Origin of the sequence: Rhodococcus sp. ACS1, assembly GCF_002300155.1 — a bacterium.
GTDB lineage: Bacteria > Actinomycetota > Actinomycetes > Mycobacteriales > Mycobacteriaceae > Rhodococcus_F > Rhodococcus_F koreensis.
Genome location: NZ_NSDZ01000003.1, coordinates 152,364 through 176,011, shown reverse-complemented (window position 1 = coordinate 176,011; position 23,648 = coordinate 152,364). Strand labels below are relative to the sequence as shown.

At 65.9% G+C, this 23,648-nt stretch carries 21 protein-coding genes and 1 pseudogene; 3 read left to right on the top strand and 19 right to left on the bottom strand.

Annotation, left to right across the window (positions count from 1 at the left end):
• Positions 1-434: 434 nt before the first annotated feature.
• Positions 435-689 carry a hypothetical protein gene (locus CJ179_RS11320; protein ID WP_095861548.1) on the top strand — a complete coding sequence of 85 codons (255 nt, stop codon included), beginning with the start codon at positions 435-437 and terminating at the stop codon, positions 687-689.
• Between the two features lie 46 nt (positions 690-735).
• Here CJ179_RS11320 and CJ179_RS11315 read toward each other — a convergent pair whose 3' ends face one another.
• Positions 736-1,587, bottom strand: a complete 852-nt coding sequence (locus CJ179_RS11315; protein ID WP_072947261.1) for a crotonase/enoyl-CoA hydratase family protein — start codon at positions 1,585-1,587, stop codon at positions 736-738.
• A 99-nt stretch (positions 1,588-1,686) separates the two neighbouring features.
• Positions 1,687-2,580: a LysR family transcriptional regulator gene (locus CJ179_RS11310; protein WP_095861547.1), complete on the bottom strand. Its 894-nt coding sequence runs from the start codon at positions 2,578-2,580 to the stop codon at positions 1,687-1,689.
• Positions 2,581-2,706: 126 nt separating this feature from the next.
• Between CJ179_RS11310 and CJ179_RS11305 the strand changes: the two genes are divergently transcribed.
• Positions 2,707-3,627 carry a LysR family transcriptional regulator gene (locus tag CJ179_RS11305; RefSeq protein WP_072947263.1) on the top strand — a complete coding sequence of 307 codons (921 nt, stop codon included), beginning with the start codon at positions 2,707-2,709 and terminating at the stop codon, positions 3,625-3,627.
• A 4-nt stretch (positions 3,628-3,631) separates the two neighbouring features.
• Here CJ179_RS11305 and CJ179_RS11300 read toward each other — a convergent pair whose 3' ends face one another.
• The 13 genes and pseudogenes from CJ179_RS11300 to mmsA all read right to left on the bottom strand — a co-directional run.
• The gene (locus CJ179_RS11300; protein WP_095861546.1) at positions 3,632-5,692 is read right to left on the bottom strand and encodes a 3-hydroxyacyl-CoA dehydrogenase NAD-binding domain-containing protein; all 2,061 of its coding nucleotides are present in this window, start codon (positions 5,690-5,692) and stop codon (positions 3,632-3,634) included.
• Positions 5,693-5,696: 4 nt separating this feature from the next.
• Positions 5,697-7,067: an MFS transporter gene (locus tag CJ179_RS11295; protein ID WP_257015441.1), complete on the bottom strand. Its 1,371-nt coding sequence runs from the start codon at positions 7,065-7,067 to the stop codon at positions 5,697-5,699.
• A gap of 135 nt (positions 7,068-7,202) precedes the next feature.
• Positions 7,203-9,506, bottom strand: a complete 2,304-nt coding sequence (locus CJ179_RS11290; protein WP_095861544.1) for an acyl-CoA dehydrogenase — start codon at positions 9,504-9,506, stop codon at positions 7,203-7,205.
• Positions 9,497-10,153, bottom strand: coding sequence for an enoyl-CoA hydratase/isomerase family protein (locus CJ179_RS11285; RefSeq protein WP_257015457.1), 657 nt, complete (start codon positions 10,151-10,153; stop codon positions 9,497-9,499). The genes CJ179_RS11290 and CJ179_RS11285 overlap by 10 nt, the downstream gene beginning before the upstream one ends.
• 136 nt (positions 10,154-10,289) lie before the next feature.
• On the bottom strand, positions 10,290-11,288 hold the full coding sequence (locus CJ179_RS11280) for a nitronate monooxygenase family protein (RefSeq protein WP_095861542.1): 999 nt from the start codon (positions 11,286-11,288) through the stop codon (positions 10,290-10,292).
• Positions 11,289-11,301: 13 nt separating this feature from the next.
• Entirely contained in the window at positions 11,302-12,447 is a 1,146-nt protein-coding gene (locus CJ179_RS11275) for an acyl-CoA dehydrogenase family protein (protein WP_095861541.1), read from the bottom strand.
• 27 nt (positions 12,448-12,474) lie between these two features.
• Positions 12,475-13,608 (bottom strand): thiolase family protein, encoded by a 1,134-nt coding sequence (locus CJ179_RS11270; protein ID WP_095861540.1) that lies wholly within the window; start codon positions 13,606-13,608, stop codon positions 12,475-12,477.
• Between the two features lie 140 nt (positions 13,609-13,748).
• On the bottom strand, positions 13,749-14,057 hold the full coding sequence (locus tag CJ179_RS50565) for a DUF202 domain-containing protein (protein WP_143548889.1): 309 nt from the start codon (positions 14,055-14,057) through the stop codon (positions 13,749-13,751).
• Between the two features lie 31 nt (positions 14,058-14,088).
• The gene (locus CJ179_RS11260; protein ID WP_095861539.1) at positions 14,089-14,457 is read right to left on the bottom strand and encodes a YidH family protein; all 369 of its coding nucleotides are present in this window, start codon (positions 14,455-14,457) and stop codon (positions 14,089-14,091) included.
• The gene (locus CJ179_RS11255; protein WP_095861538.1) at positions 14,454-15,668 is read right to left on the bottom strand and encodes a CaiB/BaiF CoA-transferase family protein; all 1,215 of its coding nucleotides are present in this window, start codon (positions 15,666-15,668) and stop codon (positions 14,454-14,456) included. Before CJ179_RS11255 ends, CJ179_RS11260 begins: the two co-directional genes overlap by 4 nt.
• 204 nt (positions 15,669-15,872) lie before the next feature.
• Positions 15,873-16,754: a LysR family transcriptional regulator gene (locus tag CJ179_RS11250; RefSeq protein ID WP_095861537.1), complete on the bottom strand. Its 882-nt coding sequence runs from the start codon at positions 16,752-16,754 to the stop codon at positions 15,873-15,875.
• Between the two features lie 92 nt (positions 16,755-16,846).
• Positions 16,847-17,386, bottom strand: a complete 540-nt coding sequence (locus CJ179_RS11245; protein WP_095861536.1) for an enoyl-CoA hydratase/isomerase family protein — start codon at positions 17,384-17,386, stop codon at positions 16,847-16,849.
• A pseudogene (mmsA, locus tag CJ179_RS11240) lies at positions 17,379-18,514 on the bottom strand (CoA-acylating methylmalonate-semialdehyde dehydrogenase); the annotation flags it as partial. The gene CJ179_RS11245 and the pseudogene mmsA, both read right to left, overlap by 8 nt.
• Before the next feature lie 14 nt (positions 18,515-18,528).
• Here mmsA and CJ179_RS11235 point away from each other — a divergent pair.
• A complete protein-coding gene (locus CJ179_RS11235; RefSeq protein WP_095861535.1) occupies positions 18,529-18,834 on the top strand; it encodes a LysR substrate-binding domain-containing protein in 306 nt (101 codons plus the stop codon).
• Between the two features lie 163 nt (positions 18,835-18,997).
• Here CJ179_RS11235 and CJ179_RS11230 read toward each other — a convergent pair whose 3' ends face one another.
• From CJ179_RS11230 to CJ179_RS11215, 4 genes are all read right to left on the bottom strand, one after another.
• Positions 18,998-19,783: a FadR/GntR family transcriptional regulator gene (locus CJ179_RS11230; RefSeq protein WP_218834806.1), complete on the bottom strand. Its 786-nt coding sequence runs from the start codon at positions 19,781-19,783 to the stop codon at positions 18,998-19,000.
• Positions 19,784-19,832: 49 nt separating this feature from the next.
• Complete coding sequence (locus CJ179_RS11225) at positions 19,833-20,567, bottom strand: cache domain-containing protein (protein WP_143051431.1); 735 nt, start codon at positions 20,565-20,567, stop codon at positions 19,833-19,835.
• 149 nt (positions 20,568-20,716) lie between these two features.
• Positions 20,717-22,351 carry an APC family permease gene (locus tag CJ179_RS11220; protein ID WP_072947277.1) on the bottom strand — a complete coding sequence of 545 codons (1,635 nt, stop codon included), beginning with the start codon at positions 22,349-22,351 and terminating at the stop codon, positions 20,717-20,719.
• 19 nt (positions 22,352-22,370) lie between these two features.
• Positions 22,371-23,639 carry a D-arabinono-1,4-lactone oxidase gene (locus tag CJ179_RS11215; protein ID WP_072947278.1) on the bottom strand — a complete coding sequence of 423 codons (1,269 nt, stop codon included), beginning with the start codon at positions 23,637-23,639 and terminating at the stop codon, positions 22,371-22,373.
• Positions 23,640-23,648: the final 9 nt, after the last annotated feature.

Below are 23,648 nucleotides of genomic sequence, written 5' to 3'. Positions count from 1 at the left end.
CGCGGCTGATCATCGCCGGCGCTGTCTTCGAGGGTGTCCTCGACATCGCGGCACTGGTTGATATCAAACACCGGCCGGCAGACCAGATCAGGGGATCGAAGCCGGGTTGGGCGACAGCGGTGGTGCTCGTCAACTCGGTTGGCGTCGTCCCCCTGGCCTACTTCCTCTTCGGGCGACGAAGGGGATGAAGTAACAGCAGCTCGGTCGCTGATCCGGTGCGGAATTGCTTGCCCGGTTCAACAGCCGCGTTCGCTGCGTCATCCGAACCCACACGTGGGCGATGAACTCCCGGTCACTGTGCGCGGGGTCATCGATTGGACTCCTGGCGCCTGACCGGCCGGGACCACCCCTGAGCCAAGGGCTGGTGGTACCCCTCCCGAGAGCACCTGATAGGTGCGGACAGTCTGCGGGATGTCTCTCACCTCGGTCTTCAGGTGACCATCGTCGAGCCGGGGGTCTTCAAGACCCGGCTCGGCGAATCCGCGGTGCAGCCGCCGCGCACCATCGACGCATACGCGCCGGCTGCCGACCAACTACCCAGGCTCTACGACCGGACGCCTGGAAACCTCGAAGGCGCGGCGCAGACCATCGTGTCGATCGCCGGGCGACCCGACGCGCCACTGCGTTTCTACGTGGGGAACGCACTCGACGACGTGCGCCGGCACTACCACCAACGTCTCGACGAATGACGGCTCGGCGACTCGACCAGGATTCGATCGGCGCCCTGACGAGGGCCTACCGGTACCCGGGGCGGACCCAGCCCGGGAAGATGTCCGGAAGATCAGAGGTGACTTTGCGGGTGAACCGGGGTGGGCGCTTTTCCAGGAAGGCCGTCACGCCCTCGTAGGCGTCGCTGCTGGCGCCCTGTGCGCGCATACCCCGGGACTCCGCGATGTGCGCGTCCATCGGATGTGCGGCGCCGAGCATCCGCCACACCAATTGCCGGGTCAGCGTCACCGACACGGGTGCCGTGTTGTCGATGATCTCCGCCGCGAGAGACCGAGCGGCAGCGAGCAACGTTTCCGGCGGATGGACGGCACTGATCAGGCCGCCTTCGTGCGCCTCCGCTGCGGTGAACAGCCGTCCCGTGTACAGCCATTCCACCGCCCGCTCGACCCCCACCAGACGCGGAAGAAACCAACTCGAGCAACTCTCGGGAATGATGCCGCGGCGGGTGAAGGGAAACGCGAACTTCGCCCCCTCCGAGGCCAATCGGATGTCCATAGGGAGGGTGATGGTCGCGCCGACTCCCACTGCCGGACCATTGATCGCCGCGATCACGGGCTTCGTCGAATCGTAGATCCGCAGGGTCATCTCACCGCCGCCGTCGCGGGGCACTCCACCGTCGGTCTCCTCCGGCGCGTCGAATCGCGAACCCCCTCCAGAGAGGTCGGCGCCGGCGCAGAACGCTCTACCGGAGCCGGTCATGATCACCACGCGGACCGCATCGCTGGCGTCGGTGTGATCGAAGGCTTCGATGATCTCCGATTTCATTTCCGTCGTGCATGCGTTGAGCTGATCGGGACGGTCCAGCGTGATCGTGGCGATGCCGTCGTCGACCTCGAGGCGAATGGTATTGAACTTCATCGGGAACCTGTCTCTTCGGACTTGTCGAGTACGTCGGCTTCACCGTCCTCGATTCGGCGGCTCGGGTCAAAGATCCGTTGCCTTCCAGAGCAATCGGCTTCACGCATGTCTCTCCCCGGGGGCCGAGCCGGTGGCGAGAGCGGCGAACGCTGCGGCCGCCGGTGACAACGGTCCCGACCGGAACACCACACCGTAGTCGTGTCCCAACTCGGGCTCGGTTCGCATCACCCGTACTCCGCGACGCTCGGCTCGACGGGCCTCGGAGTCGGTCAGGAAGGCCGCGCCCGCTCCGGCCTCGACGAGTAGATACACGTTGTGTTCATGTTCGACCTCCACCGCCACGTTCGGGCTGAAACCGTGTTGAGTGCAAGCACGTTCGACCTCGTCGCGAACAGCTGTACCCCTCGGTCCGGCGATCAACGGTAGCTCGGACAGTCGATCGATCGGGAAGGTCGCCGTCTGCGTGTGGAGTGCCTCTGCCGGTAGCCCCAGCAGCAGTCGGCGACGGCCGAGCACACGGGTCGACAGCTTGTCGTCGTCGGCCGGGAGGTAGTCGATGCCGACTTCGCATCGAGCGGTTCTCAGGAGAGTCTCCACGCCGGCGTTGGGCCCCGGATCCATCAGATTGACCCACACGCCCGGGTACTGTGCCCGAAATTGTGCCACCAACGAGGCGAGCGGTTCCACCGCGAGGTCCGGCGGGCTGGCCACATCGAGCCAGCCGTTCTCGAGCGTGGCGATCCCCCGCACGATCTCGTCCGCACGGCGGGACGACTGCAGCACCTGGCGCGCGGGCCCCAGCAATGCCGCACCCGCATCGGTCAACTCCATTCCTCGTGGCACCCGCCGAAAGAGTTCGACCCCCAGTTCACCTTCCAGCGCCCGCAGCGACTGCGACAGCGCTGGCTGGGCCACGTACAGAACCTCAGCTGCCCGGGTCACGCTGCCGTTCTCGACGACAGCGAGGAAGTAGCGCAGTTGACGTGAGTCCACTTCCCGACCCTACCCAACGTGACGTGGGCGATAAGGTGACACTGGCGAAGCAGTGGTCTTCGCGTTTCGCGCTCTGGACGGCGGTCACGTCCCTCACGCGCGGGCCACGGTGGCATGGAGGTGGACATGGAGTTCCGGCAGGCCGAGCATTTCCTTGCCGTGGTCGAACACGGCGGTGTGGTCCGCGCGGCCGCCGCGCTCCACCTCGCGCAGCCCTCTCTGTCGCAGTCGATCCGCGTCCTCGAACGTGATCTGGGCACCCCCCTTTTTCATCGCGTCGGCCGTGGGCTCGTTCCGACGACGGTGGGTGCGGCGCTGGTTGCTCCTGCCCGGCAACTACTCCGGGACATGGCCACCGCGCAGGCCTCCGTTGCCGAACTCTCCGGCCTCCATGGTGGACACGTCGATATCGGCACTACCGCGGGCCTCTACGAGTCCCCGCTCCCCGACCTGATCGGTGACCTGAGGCGGGCGTACGGCACGGTTACCGTCCGCATCAGGGAGTTTCGGTCCGAGAACGACGTCGCCGGGGCGGTGCGCGACGGCACCGTGGAGTTGGGATTCGGGTTTCTCGAACCGGCCGACTCCACAGAAGTCACCGACCGCCGCGACCTCGACACCCACAGCTTGGGCACCGACGAATTGTGTATCGCCCTTCCGCGGGTGATCGCGGACGGTCTCCCCGATCCCCTGCCGTTCGAGCAGATCCCCGATCTGCCGGTGATCGCGGTGACCGGCGGCGCGCAGGGGCGGGTCTCGGTGGAGTCCGCGTTACGCCGTGCATCGCGACGGACCACGCTCGGTGTGGTCACGGCGCATCGCCAGGCCACCGTGCCACTGGTTGCTGCCGGTGCCGGAATGGCCTGGGTCACGAGGGCAGTCGTCGACAATGCCGGTGAGCCGGGCGTGGTGGCACGGGCAATGGAGCCGCCGGTGATTCTCACGGTCGCGGTCATGCATCGGCCGGGTGTGCTCTCCCCCGCTGCGCGCGCGCTCCTCGACGCGGCCCTCCGCCGACGGGACCGGGACGATGGAACGACCCGGTAACGGGTCAGTTGAAGGTTCTTCCTTCCTTCGCCAATCTCGTCAACAACGGCGCGGGTTCGGTGCTTTCGTCGAACCTCCGCAGCGCTTCTTCCACTCGGTCGAGCCCGACACCGTCGGCGTGGAACATCGGTCCACCGCGATGGCGCGGAAAGCCGTAGCCCGCGAGATACACCACGTCGATGTCGGAGGCACGCAACGCTATCCCCTCGTCGAGAATCCGTGCGCCCTCGTCCACGAGCGCGAAGACCAGTCGCTGCACGATCTCCTCCGCCGAGAAATTCTGCCGCCGAATGCCGGTGTCCCGGTAGTGCGACTCGAGCAGCGCCGCCACGACCGGACTCGGGATCGCGTCACGCCGCCCGGGCTCGTAGTCGTACCAGCCCGCTCCCGTCTTCTGCCCGAATCGGCCCATCTCGCACAGCCGGTCGGCCAGTTCGTTACGTGGCGCGGCGGGATTCTCAGCATAGCGCCGCTTGCGAATCGCCCAGCCGATGTCGCCGCCGGCCAGGTCGCCGGCCCGATACGGGCCCATCGCATATCCGAAACCCTCCATGGCGGAGTCGATCTGCTCCGGCGACGCCCCCACCTCGAGGAGACGATCCGATGCCCGTCGATATCGGGCCAGCATGCGGTTGCCGATGAACCCGTCGCACACGCCGGCCACCACCGTCACCTTGCCGACGCGTCTCCCGAGAGCCGACGCCGTCGCCAGAACGTCGTCGGCGGTCTTGTCCGCTCGAACGATCTCCAGCAGTGTCATCACGTTCGCGGGGCTGAAGAAATGCATCCCCACCACATCGGCAGGCCGACCGGTGAACTCGGCGATGACGTCGACATCGAGCGTCGAGGTGTTCGACGCCAGGATTGCACCGCGCTTCATCACCTCGTCGAGTTTCGTGAATACCACGCGCTTGACGTCCATGTCCTCGAACACGGCCTCGATCACCAGGTCGCAGTCCGCGAGGTCTGCGTAGTCGACGGTCGGATCGAGCAGTCCCATCCGCCTCTCCAGGGCCTCGGGCGTCAGCTTTCCCCTGTTCACCTGCGACTGATAATTGCGGCGAATCGTGGCCAGACCGCGGTCGAGCGGTTCCTGCGACGTCTCGAGCATGGCGACCGGGATGTCGGCGTCGAGGAAGTTCATGGCGATGCCGCCGCCCATCGTGCCTGCGCCGACGACCGCGACTTTCTGTACCGGCCGTGCCACCGTGCCGGCCGCCATTCCCGGGATCCTCCGTGCAGTCCGTTCAGCGAAGAACGCGTGCCGCAGCGCCGCCGATTGATCACTGCCCACCAATTCGAGGAAGGCCGCCTGCTCGGCGTCGAGCCCCTCGGTGAAGGGGCCGCGTGCCCTCTCCACGAGGTCGAGGGCGATCAGGGGAGCTGCGAACCCTCGACTCCGTTTGGTCAGTTGCGTGTGCAGGGTCCCCAGGTCGTCGCCTTCGGCGGCAACGAGGTCACGTATCCGCGGACGCCGGCCGCTCGCGGCCATCCGGGTTGCGAAACGAGTTGCGGCAGTCACGGTATCGGCGTCCACGACGAGATCGAACAGCTTCTGCCCGGGGATGGCAGCGAGCGAACCGGCGGTGCGGGTCGATCCGCCGGTGATCATGTCGGCGGCTGTCCGCATGTCGAGCGCCCGCGGCAGTCGCTGGGTGCCACCGGCGCCGGGTACGAGCCCCAGCTTCACCTCCGGCAGAGCGACTTTCGCCGTCGTTGCCGCGACACGATAGTGCGCGCCCAGAGCGAGCTCGAGGCCGCCGCCGAAACAGGTGCCCTCGATTGCTGCGACAACTGGTTTGCTCGAGTCCTCGAAGGCCTCGATCAACTCACGCAGCGACGGCCCGGCAGCGGACCGGGGTGCGGCGACTTCGGAGATGTCCGCACCGGCCGAGAAGTCGGCGGCATTGCCGGTCAACACGATCGAGTCGATCCCGGGTGCGTCCAGAGCGCGGGTGAAGTCCCGCAGAATCCCCTGCCGGGTGGAGAGCGAGAGCCCATTCAAAGGCGGATTGTCGAGGTGAATGATCGCGACACTGCCGGCGACGCTGTACTGCGTGGACACAGCGTCACGATCCTTCTCTGGTTCGCCCGGATTCCTCGCCGTGGGTGGCGGCATACAGCTCCTCGTCTTCGGCCGAGCCGTCGGCGTTGGTCAGCGGATCGATCGCCGCGATCCGCGCCCGGTCCCGCTCCGGGTCGATGGTCAAGAACATCACCACCGCACCCACGATCGCCACCACACCGAGTATCTGGAACGCCGAGGTGTACCCGTCCGCTGGGGTCGGTGCCGCGTCCACCAGGTACCCGGTGAGCCACGGGGCCAGGATCCCGGAGGCCTGGAACAACGCGACGAACACTCCCAATGTCGACGCGACCTGACGATCCGGGCTGATGTAACTCACGGCGACGAACATCAGCGGGAGGGTGGCGACACCGACGCCGTAGCCGGTGACCACCAGCGCCACGGCGATCCACGATTCGGTGACGAACGGGATCACGGCGAGGCACACACCGCAGAAGACCAGAGCGACCACCGTCACGAGCCCGCGCGACACCCGCACCGTCGTTCCTCGTCCTGCCAGGCGGTCGGTGACAAACGAACCGAGCAACATCGCGGTCATTCCGGTGACGCTGGGCAGCGCGAACAACAATCCGGAGTTGATCCGGGTGTAGCCGAGGCCCTCCTCGAAGTATGACGGCAGCCAGGTCAGGACGACCGCGACCATGCCGTAGACCGCGAACATGCCGAGCACTCCGCCCCAGAACGTGGGTAGCGCCGCGATCCGGAGGATGCTTACCCGCGTCACCGCGTCCGTGTCGCCGGTCTTGGCGCGCTCGCGGGCGCTGTTCACAGAGTAGGGGCCGTCCTTGCCGACGACCAGCCAGACCGCGGCCCAGACAGCGCCGATGATCATCATGGTGATGAACGCCGCCCTCCACCCGTATGCGGCCACGATGAGGGTCAGCGCGGGCGCCATCAGAATCTTGGCCAGAGAGGAGCCGGACGAGACCACGGCGGAGGGCAGCCCACGTTTACTCTTGGGGAACCAGCCGAACACCGCGACGTTCACGAGCGATGCAGCCGGGCCCTCGGCGGCGCCGAGGAGAACCCTGCTGACGAGTAATGCCCCGAATGTTCCGACCAACAGGATCGGGATCTGCACCAGCGACCAGAGCAGTGCCATCACCAACAGCATCCAGACGATCTTCACGCGGTCGGCGATGAATCCACCCAGGAGCCCGGTCACGACGAACAAAACGTAGAAGACGCTGCCCAACAGACCGATGTCGGCGTTGGACAGGCCGAGATCCTCCGACAAGGGTCGGGCGACAATCCCCAACACGGCTTTGTCGGCGAAGTTCACCGTTTGCAGAATCATCACGAGAAAGGTGATGCTCCAGGCGGTGCGTGCGGTCCGCGCGCCCACAGGCGTCATGGCCTCGGGCATCGTCCCCGCGGAATTGTCAGCACGATGTGGGCCGTTCGCGACAGTCATAGGTGGGCCTCCGCCTCAACAGTTGTGATTGTATTCAGTGAAGTCAATTCAAAATTGGAGCGACCGATCGGTCCCCTACTTCGGCAGGCCCAGGATCCGCTCACCGATGATCGTGCGCTGAATCTGATTCGAGCCACGTGCGATCCGGCGTCCCCGGCTTTCCAGGAACACCCGCTGCAGGGGGTCGAGTCGATAGCCGCCCCCCTCGGGCCGGTTCAGAGCCGAAGCACCGAGAAGTTCGAGGCTGGTCGAACCGAAGTGGCAGTGATACTCCGACCAGTTGATCTTGTCGATCGCGAGCAACTCGTCCACGGACTGCCCCTCGGCGATCCGGGCGCTGATCACAGACCCGACGGCGCGCATCAGTTCGACCTCGATCACGAGTTCCGCCAACTGCCGGCGCACGATCGCGTCGTCGAGTCGCCCGTTCTTGTCCAGCCGCGCTACCAGGACGTCCCACTCGTGGCGATAGCCGACGTACTGCGTGGCAGCCTTGCCGGCCCTCTCGGCGCCGAGCGTGGTCATCGCGACCGCCCAACCGTTGCCGAGCCCACCCACCACATTGCTCAGAGGCGTTCGGGCGTCGGTAATGTGTTCCTGCGCAAACCCGCCGGCGCCCGACGCCATCCGGATCGGATCGACGGAAACGCCGTTGTCCGTCATGGGAACGAGCACGAACGAGATGCCGCGGTGTTTCGGCGCGTCGCGGTCGGTGCGGCACAACAGGAACATCATGTCGGCCTGATCGCCGTGGCTGGTCCAGATCTTGTCGCCGGTGATCCGCAACTCGTCGCCGTCCACGGTTCCGGTGGTTCGCAGGGAGGCGAGGTCGGATCCGGTCTCGGGTTCGGAAAATCCTTGGCACCAGGTGTCTTCGCCCGACAGGATGCGCGGCAGGAATCGCTGCTTCTGATCCTCGCTTCCATGTGCCAACAGGGCGGGCGCCAGGAGGATCTCGCCCATGCCGAGTTGCGGGCGACGCAGTCCCGCGCGGGCGAACTCCTCCTCCACCACAAGCGTTTCGACCGGACCCAGGCCCCGCCCACCGTGTTCCTCCGGCCACGACAGGCACAACCATCGCCCCTGACGCAGCAGGTCGATCCAGCGCTTCTCGGTGTCGGTGTCTTCGTGCCCGAACGGCTCCTGCGCGTACTCGAGTGGCATCCCCTCCGCGCCATGCTCGACCAGCCACCCGCGGACCTCGGAGCGCAGTTCCGCCAGCGGCGCGGGTTCGTCGGTCCGCACATGGCCCTCGACCGTGGCGGCGGAGAGGGCTCCGGCGAGTAGGCGCTCCCGGTGCCACGTCGACGATCCGAACAACAGTTGATCAGTCTTCGCCCTCTTGAGATGGATGTGAGCCCAGTGCTCCCAGGTGAAGCCGATCGCGCCGTGCAGTTGAATGGCTTCTCCGGCGACTTGCAGGTACCGTTCCGGCCCCGCGACGCACAACAGGCTCACCAGCGTCGGCAGTTCCGGGGAACCGGCATCCGCGGCGTGAGCGGCAACGTCGACCGCAGCGGCGACCGGTTCCAGCACGCGGATCAGATCGGCGAGTCCGTGCTTGACGGCCTGGTTGGCACCGACCGGGCCCCCGAACTGGTTTCGGGTCTTCGCGTATTCGGTTGTCAGATACAGGCACCGGCGAGATCCGCCTACCCTCTCCGCAGCCTGCACGACGAGCGACTTGTCGAGCGCCCTCGACAGCTCCTCGGAGATGTCGACCCCACCACTGATCCGTTGCGCCACTGCGCCGACGAAGGTGAAGGTCGTCAGTGGTCGAGTAAGGTCCAACGCCGGGCGCCGGACCCGCCGAACATTCGGATCCGAAGGATCCACCAGAAAGAGTCCGGTCCCCTCTTCGGTGCGGGCGGCGACGACGACGGTGTCGGCGCAGTGACCGAAGAGCACGTGGTGGGCCCGACCGTCGAGCCGCCAGCTGTCGCCGTCCGGGTGTGCACGCACCGCCTCCGCCCCCGGCTGCCACCACCCGTCGGCATCGGCAAACGCGAGGCACCCGAGACGTGTGCCCGCAGCGAGACCCGGCAGCAACTCGGTGCTCCACGCTTCCTGGGCGCAGTCCGCGATCGCGAGCGTGGTCAGCACGGAACTCGAGAAGAACGGACTGCACGCCGCGGAGCGCCCGAATTCCTCGGCGACGACGACGAGGTCACGGATCCCCGCGCCGGAACCGCCGTGCTTTTCGTCGACGAGCATTCCCTGCAGTTCGAGTTGTTCCGCCATCGTCGCCCACATCTCGGGGCGGTAGCCGAGTTCCGAGTCCTGAACAAGCAGGATTTCGGTCGGCCCGCTGGTGTCGGCGAGAAAGTCCCGAACCGCCTCGCGAAGTGCGCGGTGTTCCGCGGTTGTCGCTATTCCCATTCGATTGTCTCCTTCGCGATTCCCTCGAGCGCGATGATCGCTTGTTTCATCGCGATTCCCCCGCCATGGGGGTAGGCGGCCACTTTCTCGGCGAGTTCGGTTGCCCGGGCCAGAACCCGGTCGTCCGGCACCATGTCGTAGGCGAAGTTTCGGCGCAGCAGCGCCGGCCCGTAGTGGCGTTCACATCCCAATGTGAGTTGCAGTGCCTGGTTCACGTCGTACTTCGCGAGCAACCAACGTAGGTTGTTCGGGGCCGCCACTCCCATCTCCGCCTCGCCGACCATCAGGAACGACGTCTGCCCCACCACGAGCAGGTCGCAGGCCAGCGCGATCGCCGCAGCGCCGTTGACAGCGGCCCGCTGCAGGGCACCTATCAACGGCTTGCCGAGGGCGGCGAGGCATGTGTGCAGTTCGGCGATTGCGGAGGAAATCTCCGGGTCCCCCGGGCGCACCTCGGCGAGGTCCAATCCGGAGCTGAAGCAGCCGCCTGCCCCGTGCAGCAACACTGCCGTCACGGTGTCGTCGCCTCGGGCGTCCGCGAGGGCGTCCGCTAGTTGGATCACCATCGGGACAGTCAAGGCGTTCTTCCGCTCGGGGCGGTTCATTTCGATGTCCAACCGCCCGCTCGGATGGTACCGGAGGAGCACCGAATCGGTCTCCGGGTGACTCACAACGCACTCCCGATGACCCGATTTGCGTTGCAGCCCAGTAGAGAAGATGTATTCACGGCATTCCTTCCAGAATCGCGAGCGACAGGTTTGCCGTTCGGGCCGGCTCTCACCATCAGGAGTCGACGAGGACGGCCGCATTGCGATCACAGAGACCGGCGAGCCGACCCTGGATCAGGTCTGCCGCCTCTGCGACGATCCGCGTGACAAGCTCGTCAACCGTGGGGATGTCGTGAATCAGGCCCTGCGACAGACCTGCCGACCAAATGCCTGCCTCGGGGTCGCCGAGTTCGTACACCGTTCTGCCGCGCGCACCGGACACGAGGTGCCGGATATCGTCGAACGCACCCCCGCCAGCGAGCGCACTGACCACTTCCCGGCTGACGGTGTTGCTCGCGACGCGGGCCGTGTTCCGCAGCGACCGGAAGATCAACTCGGTGTCGAGTTCCGTGGCGTCGACAATCTGCTGTTTGATCGTCCGATGGATCGGCGACTCCGCCGTGCACATGAACCGGGTGCCCATGTTGACACCCTCGGCGCCGAGCGCCAACGCGGCCGCCAGCCCCCGCCCGTCCGCGAAGCCGCCCGACGCGATGACAGGAACCCGCAATGCCCGCGCTGCGGCGGGAATCAGGATGAGACCCGGAACGTCGTCCTCACCGGGATGTCCGGCGCATTCGAACCCGTCGATGCTCAGCGCATGGACGCCCAGCGCCTCGGCCTTCACTGCATGTCGCACGCTGGTGCACTTGTGCAGCACCTTCACTCCAGCGGCCAGGAACGCCGGCATGTGCTCTGCCGGACTGTTCCCCGCGGTCTCGACGATCTTCACACCGGAGTCGATGATCACGTCGCGATACTCCGCGTACGGCGGCGGAGTGATCGAGGGAAGCATCGTCAGATTCACACCGAAAGGCATGTCCGTCATCTCGCGACAGCGGGCGATCTCCGCGGCCAGCGCGTCCGGAGTGGGTTGGGTCAACGCGGTGATGAACCCGAGCGCTCCCGAGTTCGCCACCGCCGCGACGAGTTCGGCGCGCCCGACCCACTGCATGCCACCCTGCACCACCGGGTGGGTGATCCCGAACAGCTCCGTAAATCGTGTACTCAGCATGAATTCCCTACCCCTACAGACCCAGCGACTTGCTGACAATCGACTTACACACTTCGGTGGTACCGGCGAAGATTCGCGTCACCCGGGCATCCGCATACATCCGGGCGATCGGGTACTCCATCATGAACCCGTAGCCGCCGTGCAACTGCAGGCAGCGGTCGATCACCCGGGACTGCAGCTCGGTGCAATAGACCTTGGCCTTCGCCGCGTCCGCCGCGGTGAGCGTGCCCTCGTCGAGTTCGTCGAGCGCCCTGTCCACCATCGCGCGACCCGCCTCGATTTCGATCGCGCACGACGCCAGTTCGAACTTGGTGTTCTGGAAGCTGCCGATGGTTGTCCCGAAGGCCTTGCGCTCCTTGACGTACTCGACGGTCAGATCCAAAGCCGTTTCCGCACTGGCCTGAGCATTGATCGCAGTGGACAGCCGCTCCTGCGGGAGGTTGAACCCGAGGTACCCGAAGGCCTTGCCCTCCTCACCGAGCAGATTCTCCACCGGAACCCGCACGTCGGTGAACGACAACTCCGCGGTGTCCTGCGCCTTCAGGCCCAGCTTCGTCAGGTTCCGGCCCCGCTCGTACCCGGGCATGCCGTCCTCGACGATCAGCAGGGACAGCCCGTCTCGACGGTCGGCCCCCTTGTCGGTCCGGGCCACCACGACGACAAGGTCGCAGTTGATACCACCCGTGATGAAGGTCTTGGCGCCGTTGAGAACATAATTGTCGCCGACCCGCCGTGCGGTCGTGGCCATGCCCGCCAGGTCCGAGCCCGTGCCGGGCTCCGTCATCGCGATCGCGCCGACGATCTGGCCGCTGGCCATGCCGGGCAGCCAGCGCCGCCGCTGCTCCTCGGTTGCGTACTCGAGGAAGTAGGGGAGCAGCACATTGGTCTGCAGTGCGAGACCACCCAGAGTGACGCCGGATCGAGCCAGCTCCTCGGCGACGACGGCGTTGAATTTGAAGCTCTCGATACCCGCGCCGCCGTACTCTTCGGGTATCTGGAGGCCGGGAATGCCGATCTCGCCGGCTTTGTGAAAGACAGTCTTGTCGACCCTGCCCGCCTCGGTCCACGCCTCATAGTGCGGTTGGACGTCGCGAGCCAGGAAGTCCTGGACCACTTTGCGGAATGTCTCGTGGTCCTCGTTGAATACGGTTCTCTTCATATCAATCAGACACCTTCTGTCGGGTGGTCAGAGCAATTCGACGATCGTGGCGTTGGCCATGCCGCCGCCCTCACACATCGTTTGCAAGCCATATCGAATGTTGTTGTCTCGCATGTGATGCACCAGCCTCGTCATCAGAACGGCACCGGAGCCGCCGAGAGGATGGCCGACGGCGATCGCGCCGCCCAGCGGGTTCACCAGGGCCGGGTCGGCTCCCGTCTCCGCGAGCCAGGCCAGAGGCACCGAGGCGAATGCTTCGTTGACCTCGAATGCGCCGATGTCGGCGATCGACAATCCGGAGCGCTCGAGGACCTTCGCGGTCGCCGGGATCGGTCCGGTCAGCATGATCACCGGATCGTCACCCACTGTCACGGCGGTGTGGATTCGGGCGATCGGTGTCAGACCGAGCTGACGTGCCTTCTCGGTCGTGGTCACCAGCAGGGCTCCGGCACCGTCCGAGATCTGCGAGGCGTTGCCGGCGTGGATCGCTCCGTCCGCTTTGAAGGACGTCTTCAGTCCGGCAAGTGTGTCGGCGGTGGTACCGCGCCGTATGCCCTCGTCCGAGTCCAACACGCCGGGCAGAGCGGCGACCTGGCCGGTGAACGCGCCCGAATCGGTCGCAGCGGCGGCTTTCTCGTGCGAGTCTGCGGCGAACTCGTCGAGTCGCCGGCGCGAGAGCGCCCATTTTTCGGCAATCATCTCGGCGCCGATGCCCTGGTTGAACGCCTCGACTCCGAATCGGTCCAGCACGGTCTGTCCAAACGGCTGTCCCGTGTGGCGACTGGTCCCCATGGGAACCCGCGACATCGACTCCACTCCACCGGCGACCGCAACGTCGTACTGACCGGCAATCACGCCCGCCGCGGCGAAGTGCAGCGCCTGTTGGCTGGACCCGCACTGGCGGTCCACTGTGGTCGCCGGAACCGATGTCGGCCAACCTGCAGCGAGTACGCCGCTCCTGCCGATGTTGTTCGCCTGATCCCCGACCTGACCCACGCATCCCCACACGACGTCGTCGACGACACCCGGATCGATATTCGTTCGCTCGACGAGAGCGTTCAACACGTGTGCGGACAGATCCGCTGGATGAATCTCCGCCAGCGATCCGTTGCGTTTTCCGATCGGTGTCCGTACCGCATCGACGATGACTGCGTCCCGCATGTGTGGCTCCTTTGCGCCCTTGTTCAACTCACACTCAAATCAATCAGCGCCATGCACGTCACACAAAGACGCGAATGCGCATTCTGCGATCGGATCGGCTTATGGGTTTGGACAGATCACACGGGCCCGCAGGACACGCACTACACCGCGATCGACGCGATGCCGGCCACCGCCACGAGAATCGCACATCCCCCGAGAACCACGCACTCCGTCACACTCGGAGTTCCTGCGCCGAGCTGAAGTTGCCGGATCCGGCAGGAATACGCCGCGCGAGAACGGATAAGTGTGGCCGAGCAGAAGATGATCACCGTCGCGGCGGCCGGCACCGTGACGACGGGGGGACCCAACCGCAACAGCAGCAGTGTGGGTACGGCCAGCGCCGCGGTTGTCCGGATCCACGAGAGCGCGGTCCGCTCAGGTTGCAGTCCCGGGTCGTCGTGGGTGATCACACACCCACGCCGTCCGTCGCGCGTCCGGTCGTCACCCGATCAGCACCACAATCGCGGCGGCGCCGGCACCGGCAACCAGAAGGGCCACCACGACAATCGATCCCGGTAGCGGCAAGCTCTGCCGACGGCGAAGGGCAATCTCGATGCGGAGCCAACGCCACAATGCCAACCCGACAACCAGGACAGCACCGATCAGTATCGTGATTGCTGCGGGTAGACGAATCGTCGTCGGCACGACGGTTCCCCCGAACGCTTCGAGCGCCAATGCGGCCGCAATGAGTGCCAGCGCAGTCCGGATCCAGGCGAGATAGGTTCGCTCGTTCGCCAACGTGAATCGCGGGTCGGGGTCGACGCCCTGGCGAAGACCGGCCAACGAGTTCGTCCTGGGTCTCACTGTCATGCCGGTGTCCCGACCGCACTCGACTCCTTGCACGAGAGAACGCCCGCCTGCAACAGTGCGTCCAACTCTTCTGCGCTGTAACCGATTCCGGTGATAATTTCAGCGGAGTGCTCGCCGAGGGAAGGCACGCGTCGCATCGTTCGCTCGCATTCACCACCCAGGCGAAACGGAACTCGGACGACGTCGAATGCTGATCCGTCGAAGTGCTCTCCACGGGTGAACATCTCACCGGCGATGACATCGTCGGATTCGCGCACCTGATCGTAGCTACGGACAGCCCCGACGACGAGGCCATTGCTCGCCAGCAGTTGAACGCATTCCTCGCTGGTGCGGCCACCGAGAGCGACCGCCAGCTCGCTCAGGAGTTTTTCGCGATTGGCCACGCGCGCTTCGTTGTCGGCGAAGCGTGGATCGGTGGCGAGATCTGCACGCCCGAGAACCTCACACAGTCGCGGCCAATGCTGCGCCGAGTAACCGGACAGCACGATGTACCCATCGGACGTTTCGATCAGATCGGCCGCCGGCGCGACTCCTGGCTGACCGTTGCCACGGCGACACGGCGTCGACCCGGTGATCGAGTAGCCGGTCCAGTCCGCCGACTGTAGGTGCAGAGCAACCTCGAGCAGGGAGACCTCGACAGCTGCAACCCGCCCGAAACGCTCACGCTCGAGCAGCGCCGCGAGGACGGCTTCGGTCAGTACGTGCGCCGTGGCCGCATCCACGATGGTCGTTCCCACCCGCAACGGCCGCCCGCCGAGCTCACCGGTGATGGCCATCAACCCGCTTTCGGCCTGCGCCGCGATATCGAGTCCGGGCCGGTGGCGCGAAGGTCCGTGGAGACCGAAGCCGCTGACCGTCGCGTAGATGGCATGCGGGTTCAACTCCCGGACCCGGTCCGGGCCGAGCCCCAGCGCCTCCATCGCACCTGGACGCATATTCTGGATGACGACGTCGGCGTCGGAAACCAGGCGCTCGGCCACCTCCAGGCCACGAGAGTCTTTGAGATCGAGTGCAATCGATCGTTTTCCTCGGTTGTACGCGCGCAGGATGGATTCACCGAACGATGTGCCCGAGCGAACCCAGTCACCCTCCGGCGGTTCGACCTTGATTACCTCGGCGCCGAGATCGACGAGAGATTGTGATGCGCCGGGCGCAGCGACGAATTGGCCGAAGTCGACAACGCGGATTCCTTCGAGTGGGCGGTGAATCATCAGCGGGTCCGATCGCGAGCAGGGTTCAGGTCAGATGCATGCACGGCGGTGTGAGAACACCGATCCCGCAGCACATTGGGGACCATCCGCGGTACGCGGCCATCCCTCCATGCACCTTCGACCCTACGATCGATCCACACAGAGGTATAGACGCAATCACCCGATACAAAACATAGGTACCACTTATGCCTTGCCCCGGCTGAGTCACGCCACCGTCGACTCCCGCACCAGCGCGACGAACGCACGCGCAGCCGGCGACAGTTCGTCGGAGCGGTAGTACAGCGCATGACCGGTCGGGAGACTCACATCCAGCGGCCGAACGACGGCGCCGAGCCGCGCCGCGAGATCCGCCTCGGTCCCGTGCAGAATCGTGCCGCCCACCCCAGCCAGGATGAGCGGTATCACCGCGTGCCGATGCGCGGTCTCCAGCACAGGGACCAAGTTGCCCAATCCGCGGGCAGCCAGCAGCCGGTTCATGTGCGCGCGTCCGATGGCACCGGGAAAGGGTGCGGAGATGACGTCCCGATCGGCCAGTTCCTCGATCCTCATCGGACGATCGGCGAGTGGCGTGCCCGGCGGGAACACGGCGACGAGCGGGCGCTCCCCGAATGGAACCTCCTGATAGCCGGTCGCCGCCGGTGGATACTCCGTCAGGAGCAGTTCGACGTGACCGCGGGCCAGATCGTCGAACCCACGCGCACCGACGTGCACCCGGCGAATGTGGATCGTCACTCCCGGATGGCGGGCCCGGTATCGCTTCACCAGATCGACGAGCGGGTCGACCGCGAGATTGACGACACTGCCGATGTCGAGTTCGCCGGACTTCAACTCCGAGACGTCCTCGATCGCCCAACGCGCCGTGTCCAGAGCACGTAGCGCCGACCGCGCCGGTCCGATCAGCGCGCGCCCATTCGACGTCGCGCTCATCCCGCGGCCGCGGGTGAACAGCGTGCACTCCAGCTCCCGCTCGAGTTCGTGGATCGTCTGCGACACCGAGGGCTGACTCAAACCCAATCTGCGAGCGGCAGCCGAGATGGACCCCTCGTCCACGACGGCGAGGAAATGCACGAGGTGCCGCCTGTCCATAAGCCTTGATTATATTCGGCCTCGGAAGATCCTGGAATGTCGATATTCGGCCGATGTTGCGGTGGGAGTCGAGACGCCCGATGGAAGCGGTGCTACTCGCCTGTTCGCAATTCACCGTCGGCCAGTCCGCATCGCACGTCTCTGGCGAAAGCAACGGCTCGCTCCTGCTCGGGTGTGGTGGCGCCGTTGAGGATCGCCGAGATGTCGATATTGGGGGGTCTCGTCGATCGGAAGGTCCCGTGAATCGACAGGCCCATCCCGCCGCCCATGCAGATGCCGTCGATGAGCGAAATGAACGGGACCGGGTAGTCGGCGATGCGGGCGTTGAGGCGGTACTCGGTGGCGAAGAACCGCTCGCTCGCCTCCGGGTCGCCGGCCAGGCTGTTCTGCCGAACGGCGCGGATGTCACCGCCCGCGCAGAACGCCTTCGGGCTGGCGCTGTCGAGCACCACGGCCCGAAGGCCGGCGTTCTCCCACTCGGCCAGCACCATGTCGAGGGTGTCCACCATCTCGGTGTTCAGGGCGTTGAGGGCCGTGACCCGGTCGAGGGTGATGACGCCGATGTCGCCGCGCCGTTCGGCGCGGACGGTGTCGGCGAGAGCGGCGGTGGTCACGGTCGCTCCGTCACTCATGGGTGGGCATGGAAAAGTCGGCGCGGACCTGGGAGTCGTTGGGCCAGCGGGTGGTGGCGGTCTTGTTGCGGGTGTAGAACCGGACGCCCTCGGGGCCGTGGATGTGGTGGTCACCGAACAGCGACCGCTTCCAGCCGCCGAAGGAGTGGAACGCCATCGGCACCGGGATCGGGACGTTGATACCGACCATGCCGGCCTTGAACTGCGCGAGGTAGGTGCGGGCGGTGTTACCGTCGGCGGTGAAAATGGCGGCCGTTGCCGAATTCGTGGTCGTTGACCAACTGCATTGCCTCCTCGAAGGATTGGGCGCGCACGACGGACAACACCGGCCCGAAGATCTCCTCGAGGTAGATCCGCATGGTCGGGGTGACGTGGTCGAACAGGGTGCCGCCGAGGAAGAACCCCTCCCCACCGGCCGCCGGAATACTCTTCCGCCCATCGACGACCAGCTCGGCGCCCTCCTCGACCCCGATGTCGATGTAGGAGGCAACCTTGTCGCGGCGCACCCCCGTCACCAGCGGACCCATCTCCACCTCGGGGTCGGTGCCGGGCCCGACCTTCAGATCGGCCAGGGCGGCGATCAACCGCGCGCAGCGCGTTCGCGGTGCCCTCCCCGACCGGCACGGCGACGGAGATCGCCATGCACCGTTCCCCGGCGGAACCGTAGGCGGCCCCCATCAGCGCGGACACGGCCTGGTCGAGGTCGGCGTCGGGCATGATCACCATGTGGTTCTTCGCCCCGCCGAGGGCCTGAACGCGTTTGCCCTGCGCGGCGGCGGTGCTGTGGATGGACTCGTCGATCGGGGTGGAGCCAACGAAGCTGACCGCCTCCACCTGCTGGTGGGCGAGCACGTCGACGGCGATCTTGTCGCCGTGCACGACGTTGAACACCCCGTCCGGCAGGCCGGCCTCGGTGAGCAGCCGGGCAAGTTCGACACTGAGGGTGGGGTCCTTCTCGGACGGCTTCATCACGAACGTGTTCCCGCAGGCGAGGGCGACGGGGAACATCCACATCGGGACCATGGCGGGGAAGTTGAACGGGGAGATCCCGGCGACGACGCCGAGCGGTTGGCAGAAGGTGACCCCGTCGACGGCTCGGCCGACATTCTCGGAGAACTCACCCTTCAGCTCACGTCCTCGACCTGCACGACCATCCGCTGATCGGGTACGTCGACTCCCTGCTCGACGTTCCGGCGCTGCGCATCCTCGACGAAGTCCTGCCCGGGCACCGCACACGCATCCAGACCAACAACATCACCGGCCAGTGGACCGCCACCGCCGCCGGCCTCGGCGTCTCCGCCCTCCCCCTCTACGTCGGCGACCCGGACCCGACGCTGGTGCGGATACTGCCCGAGGAGGTCACCGTACTGCGCAAGTACTGGCTGATCGTGCCGCGAGAACTGCAACGGCGCGCCAGGGTCCGAACCACCATCGCGACACTGCGATAATCGACGCGAACCACGACAGCTTGATCACCCGCGTCGGATGACCGGAGCCGAAGGACAATCGCATACCCGAAACGTTCAAACGCCCGCTCCCCTCAAAGGGATTCCAGTAGCGCCGCCATAAAGTACCTGTTCATCCGGGCCCGCGATGAGCGACCGGCAGACTTCAGCGACCGTCGAGTGCCCGATTCATCATCAGTTCGAGGCGAGCCTCGATGAGCAATTCGGTCTCGTGTGCGCCGTGAGCTATGGCCGTTTCCTGGGCGCGGAATTCGTCGCCGTCGGTGATGGCTTCGAGAATGGCGGCGTGGGCGGTGGCGGCATCGGTGGTGTCGACCCCCACGTCCGAAGGCGCCCACAGTAGCGGTGCGAGCTCGCCTTGGATCTGCACCGTCGCGGTGGCCAGGCGCCGCGACTGGGCGGCGATCGCCAGTCCGATATGGAAACGGCTGTCGGCTCGGCGCAGATCCTGTACGCTCTCGGCTTCGCGGAACTGAGAGGCGAGCAGCTCGAGACGGTCGATCTCGGGGCCGTCGGCCCGGGCGGCAGCGAACCGGGCCGCCGCTCCGGCCAGCGATCCGGACAGATCCCCGAGGTCGCGCAGTTCCTCGGTGCTACGTTCACGCAGTCGGCGTTCTACTTCCTCACGGCTGACAGCGGAGGTATCGCAGACGATGCTGCCGCCGCCGCGTCCGCGTCGCGTTTCGATCAGACCGCGGTCGCGCAACGTGGCCAGGGCGTGGCGGATCTGCAGCATGGTCACGCCGAGCTGCGCAGCAAGTTCCCGCTCGGGGGGCAGTCGTTCGCCGACCCCGATGAGTCCGACGGCGATTGCGGTCTCGAGCTGATGCATGACCTGATCCGGTCTGCTCGCACCGTCGAATTCACTGGTCCGCAGAAGCGCTACCAGAGCAAAGGGGGCTCGAGTGTCGAGATGCTCGAGACCGGTCACTGATTCAGAATAGGACAAACCCGGAAGCATCTGAGTCACACCTGGTCAGTCATGAGTTGTCCAGCACCAGTAGTCGCCAGCGCAGCCGCTCGGGGTCCGGGGAGGGAACGGGGACGGTGCGCACCACTGTCGTGTTGGGCCGCAGGCGGGATCCGGTGACGTATCGCGCACTGTTGGAAACGATGACACGGTCGTTCGCCGCGACCAAGGCGATCGGCGGGCGCAGGGTTCCCAGGCTCTCGAGCAGGAGATGTTCCATCGCCGGTATGGACAGGTCTCCGCCCACCACGCTCACGTCACCCGTGGCGAGCGGCAGAGGCATCGTCAAGGTAACCGTGCAGACCTCGATGCCGCCGGCATCGACGTACGGTCCGATAGCCAGGGGGCGTTGCTGTTCGATCGGGTGGACGAACCATTCTCGTGACTGGTAGTCGTAGAATCCGACCGCGTCGGGGTTGAGAATGTGCCGGACGAAGTGACTGCTGTCCGCAGTGTCTCGTCGCCACCATTCGAGCCATCGCGGGGTGTCGACGAGGGCTTCTCGCCCGACGGCCACCCCAATCCCTTCGAGGAGCGGTTCGTCGCGCTGGAGGATGTTCTGCACCAGCGGGCGGATGGTGGCGAGTGCAGTGCGGTCGAGTGGCTTGCGGTGCTCGGCCGCGCGGGCGGCGACGTCGTCGACCCGGGCACGTACTTCGGCGACGAACTGGAAGAGGCCGTCGATCCTCTTGCCGATCGCGGCAGCGGTCGTTTCGAGCAGTGCGTTCAGCTCCTCGTCGTTCACGTCTGCGCTCCCGCCACCATCATCGCCGATCCTGTACACGGGGAATGTACCTGCACACCCATGTCGACTTGCTTCGATCGCGGAGGCGGCGGTGCCACCGACCGATGGCACCGCGACCCCCACGTTCCGCTCCCGCACGGCGCCGTGACTCAGACCCGCTGCACGGGTTCGACCGGGTCGACGTCGCTGGGCTCGGACAGGTCCGTTTCTAACGGTGCCTGCGAGGCCGGCCCGCTCGAGGCGGGCGTGACGACCGCGGCGTGCTCTGCCAGAATCCCGGTCCGGTGCCGGATCCGTACCCGGTAGAGCACCAGGCCACCCACGGTGAGCAGCGCCGGAATCAGAACTCCCGACCACTGCAGGTACCAGTGGAACGGCGCGGCGGGGTTGTAGACCTCGGCGCGAGGCCAGACCAGATTCACGATCATGGCGGCACCCCAGACCACAGCGATGGCGTTGACCACCAGGCCGAGGGGCCGTCCGAGCGAGAACTCGTCCTGTGCGGGTGCGCCCGGCAGCGGCCACCGGCCCCGCAACCGGTTCCGCAGCATCGGACCGGTGACCAGCAGGTACGCCGCGTAGATCAGGACGATGCCGATCGCCGAGAGCACGACGTAGATCTGCGGCTGGGTGATCATCAGCACCAAGATCGCAATTGCCAGCACACCGACGGTGATCGACGCATTCGCCGGCGTCTTACGCTCGGGGTGCACGTGAGCGAGCCAGCGACCGCACGGCAGATTGTTGTCCCGCGCCATGGCGAACACCATGCGCACCGCGGCAGCTTGAATAGCCAACGTGCACACTGTGATTGCCACCGCAATGCAGATCAGGAACAGCTTGCCCAGGGTCCCACCGAGCAGCGAGAGGATCACGTACTGCAGACCACCGGACGGCGATCCCAGCTGCGGATCGCTCAGATCGGGTGCGGCGAGGATGCCGAAGAACAAGATGGCGCCACCGAGCAGGAACGAGGCGGTGATGGCCCGGATGATCGCGCGGGGCGCGGTCTTCTTCGGGTCTTTGGTCTCTTCGCCGAGCGAGCTCGCCGTGTCGAATCCGTACATGACCCACGCCGAGGCGAGGGACGCGACCAGGAATACCCCGAAGTAGCCGAGCGAGTGGCCTTCTCCCAGTCCGTGTGTCTCGAGGAGTACACCGGGTCCCCGGACGACGTGCACACCGAGGATGATCACCAGCAGCACCGCCGCGATCAGCTCGACGAACACACCCACGCTGTTGATCAGCGCGGTCAACTTGACTCCGAACGCGTTCACCAGGGTGGTGAACACGATCAGCGCCCCGGCCAGCAGCACACCGTTGAGGGAGAAGTCGTGTTCGCCGGTGCCGTCGCCGACGATCTGGAAACCGGACCAGATCTGCGGGAGCGTGATCTGGTACGCCAGCGCGACCGCGCCGACGGTCACGATCGAGGAGGTCAGTAGCAGCCAGCCCGCCATCCACGATGTGGTCGGTGAGGCAAGCTTTTTCGCCCAGTTGTAGACCGACCCGGCGACCGGGTAGCGGCTGGCGAGCTCGGCGAAACAGAGCGCGACCATGAGCTGGCCGACGAAGACCATCGGCCACGACCAGGCGTAGGCCGGGCCGCCGGTGCCGAAGCCGACGTAGAAGAGCCCGAAGACACCGGTCAGGATCGAGATGTAGCTGACGCCGGCGGCAAAGCTGGCGAACTTGCCGATGCTTCGGTCGAGCTTCTGGTTGTAGCCGTACTCGTCGACGCCGCCCTCGTCGGAACCATGGTGTGACGGTTGCGTAGTGGTCATGACGTAGTCATCCGTCCGGTTAGCCTACGAGGGAACGCAGATTGTCGTTGAGGAAGACGCCGTCGGGGTCGAACTCTCGGCGCACGGCGACGAACTTGTCGTATTCGGGGTACATCTTCTCGATGCGGTCGCGGGTGAGGAAGTGGATCTTGCCCCAGTGCGGGCGGGCATCGAAGTCCTCGAGAAGCGCGTCGAGGTCGCGTAGGTAGGGCCAGTAGTCCGTGCCGGGGGCGCCGGAGACCGACAGCACGGTCGTGTCGCGCTTGTAGAACGGGGACAAGTAGGCGTCGTCGCCCTGGACCCAGCGGACCTCGATCGGGTAGCGCTCGGCGGTGTGCTTGGTCGTCAACAGGTTCTGCACGGCTTCGACTGCGGCCAAGCCCTTTTCGGCGGGTACGTAGTACTCGAGTTCGTGGAAGGGGATCATGTACCCGCCGGCGTAGATCTTGTATGCCCGGTCGGCGCGACGGTTCTCGGTGGTGACGATCTCGCCGGCCTCGTCGAGGTTCGCGGCGACGTACTTCTTGGTGTAGGTGCGGTTGACCATCGATTCACCGGCCGGGGTGGGCAGTTCGTACAGAGCGGCCGAGTCGTCGGCCTGGCACCAGATGAACGAGTAGTGCCGGTAGTCGGCGATGTTCTGGTCCCACCCGGCTTTGGTCTCGTCCCACGTCGGGAAGGTGATCTCTTCCTTGATGTGGTAGCGCGGCGACACCTCGAGTTCGACCTCGGTCATGATGCCGAGAGTGCCGATCGCGACCTGGGCGGCGCGCAGGGTGTTCAGATCGTTCTCGTCTACTTCGACAACCTCGCCGTGGCCGTTGATGATTCGGGCCCAGCGGAGACGGGAGGAGAAACTGCCCAGGTTGATGCCGGAGCCGTGGGTGGCGGTCGCGATGGCACCGGAGATCGACTGCTTGTCGATATCGCCCTGGTTCGACAGGGACAGCCCGGCGTCCCACAGGGGTGCGCCCATGTCGCTGATACGGGTGCCGCCGAGGACGCGGGCACGGTTCTTGGTGGTGTCGGTTCCGGTCACGCCGGTAAGCAGTTCGGTGTCGATGAGCACACCGCCGGTCTGCACGATCGGGGTAAAGGAGTGGCCGGCGCCGACGGCGCGGACGGGCAAACCCTCACGGATTGCGAAGCGGACGACGTCGAGGACCTCCTGCTCGTTCTTCGGGCGGACCGTGAATGCGGGCGTACAGGCCTGGTTGCCGCCCCAGTTCGTCCACGGCTTCTCGGTGACGTACGGGATCGGCGGGGTGGCGTAGAGCTTGGTAGGCATGTCTGTGTG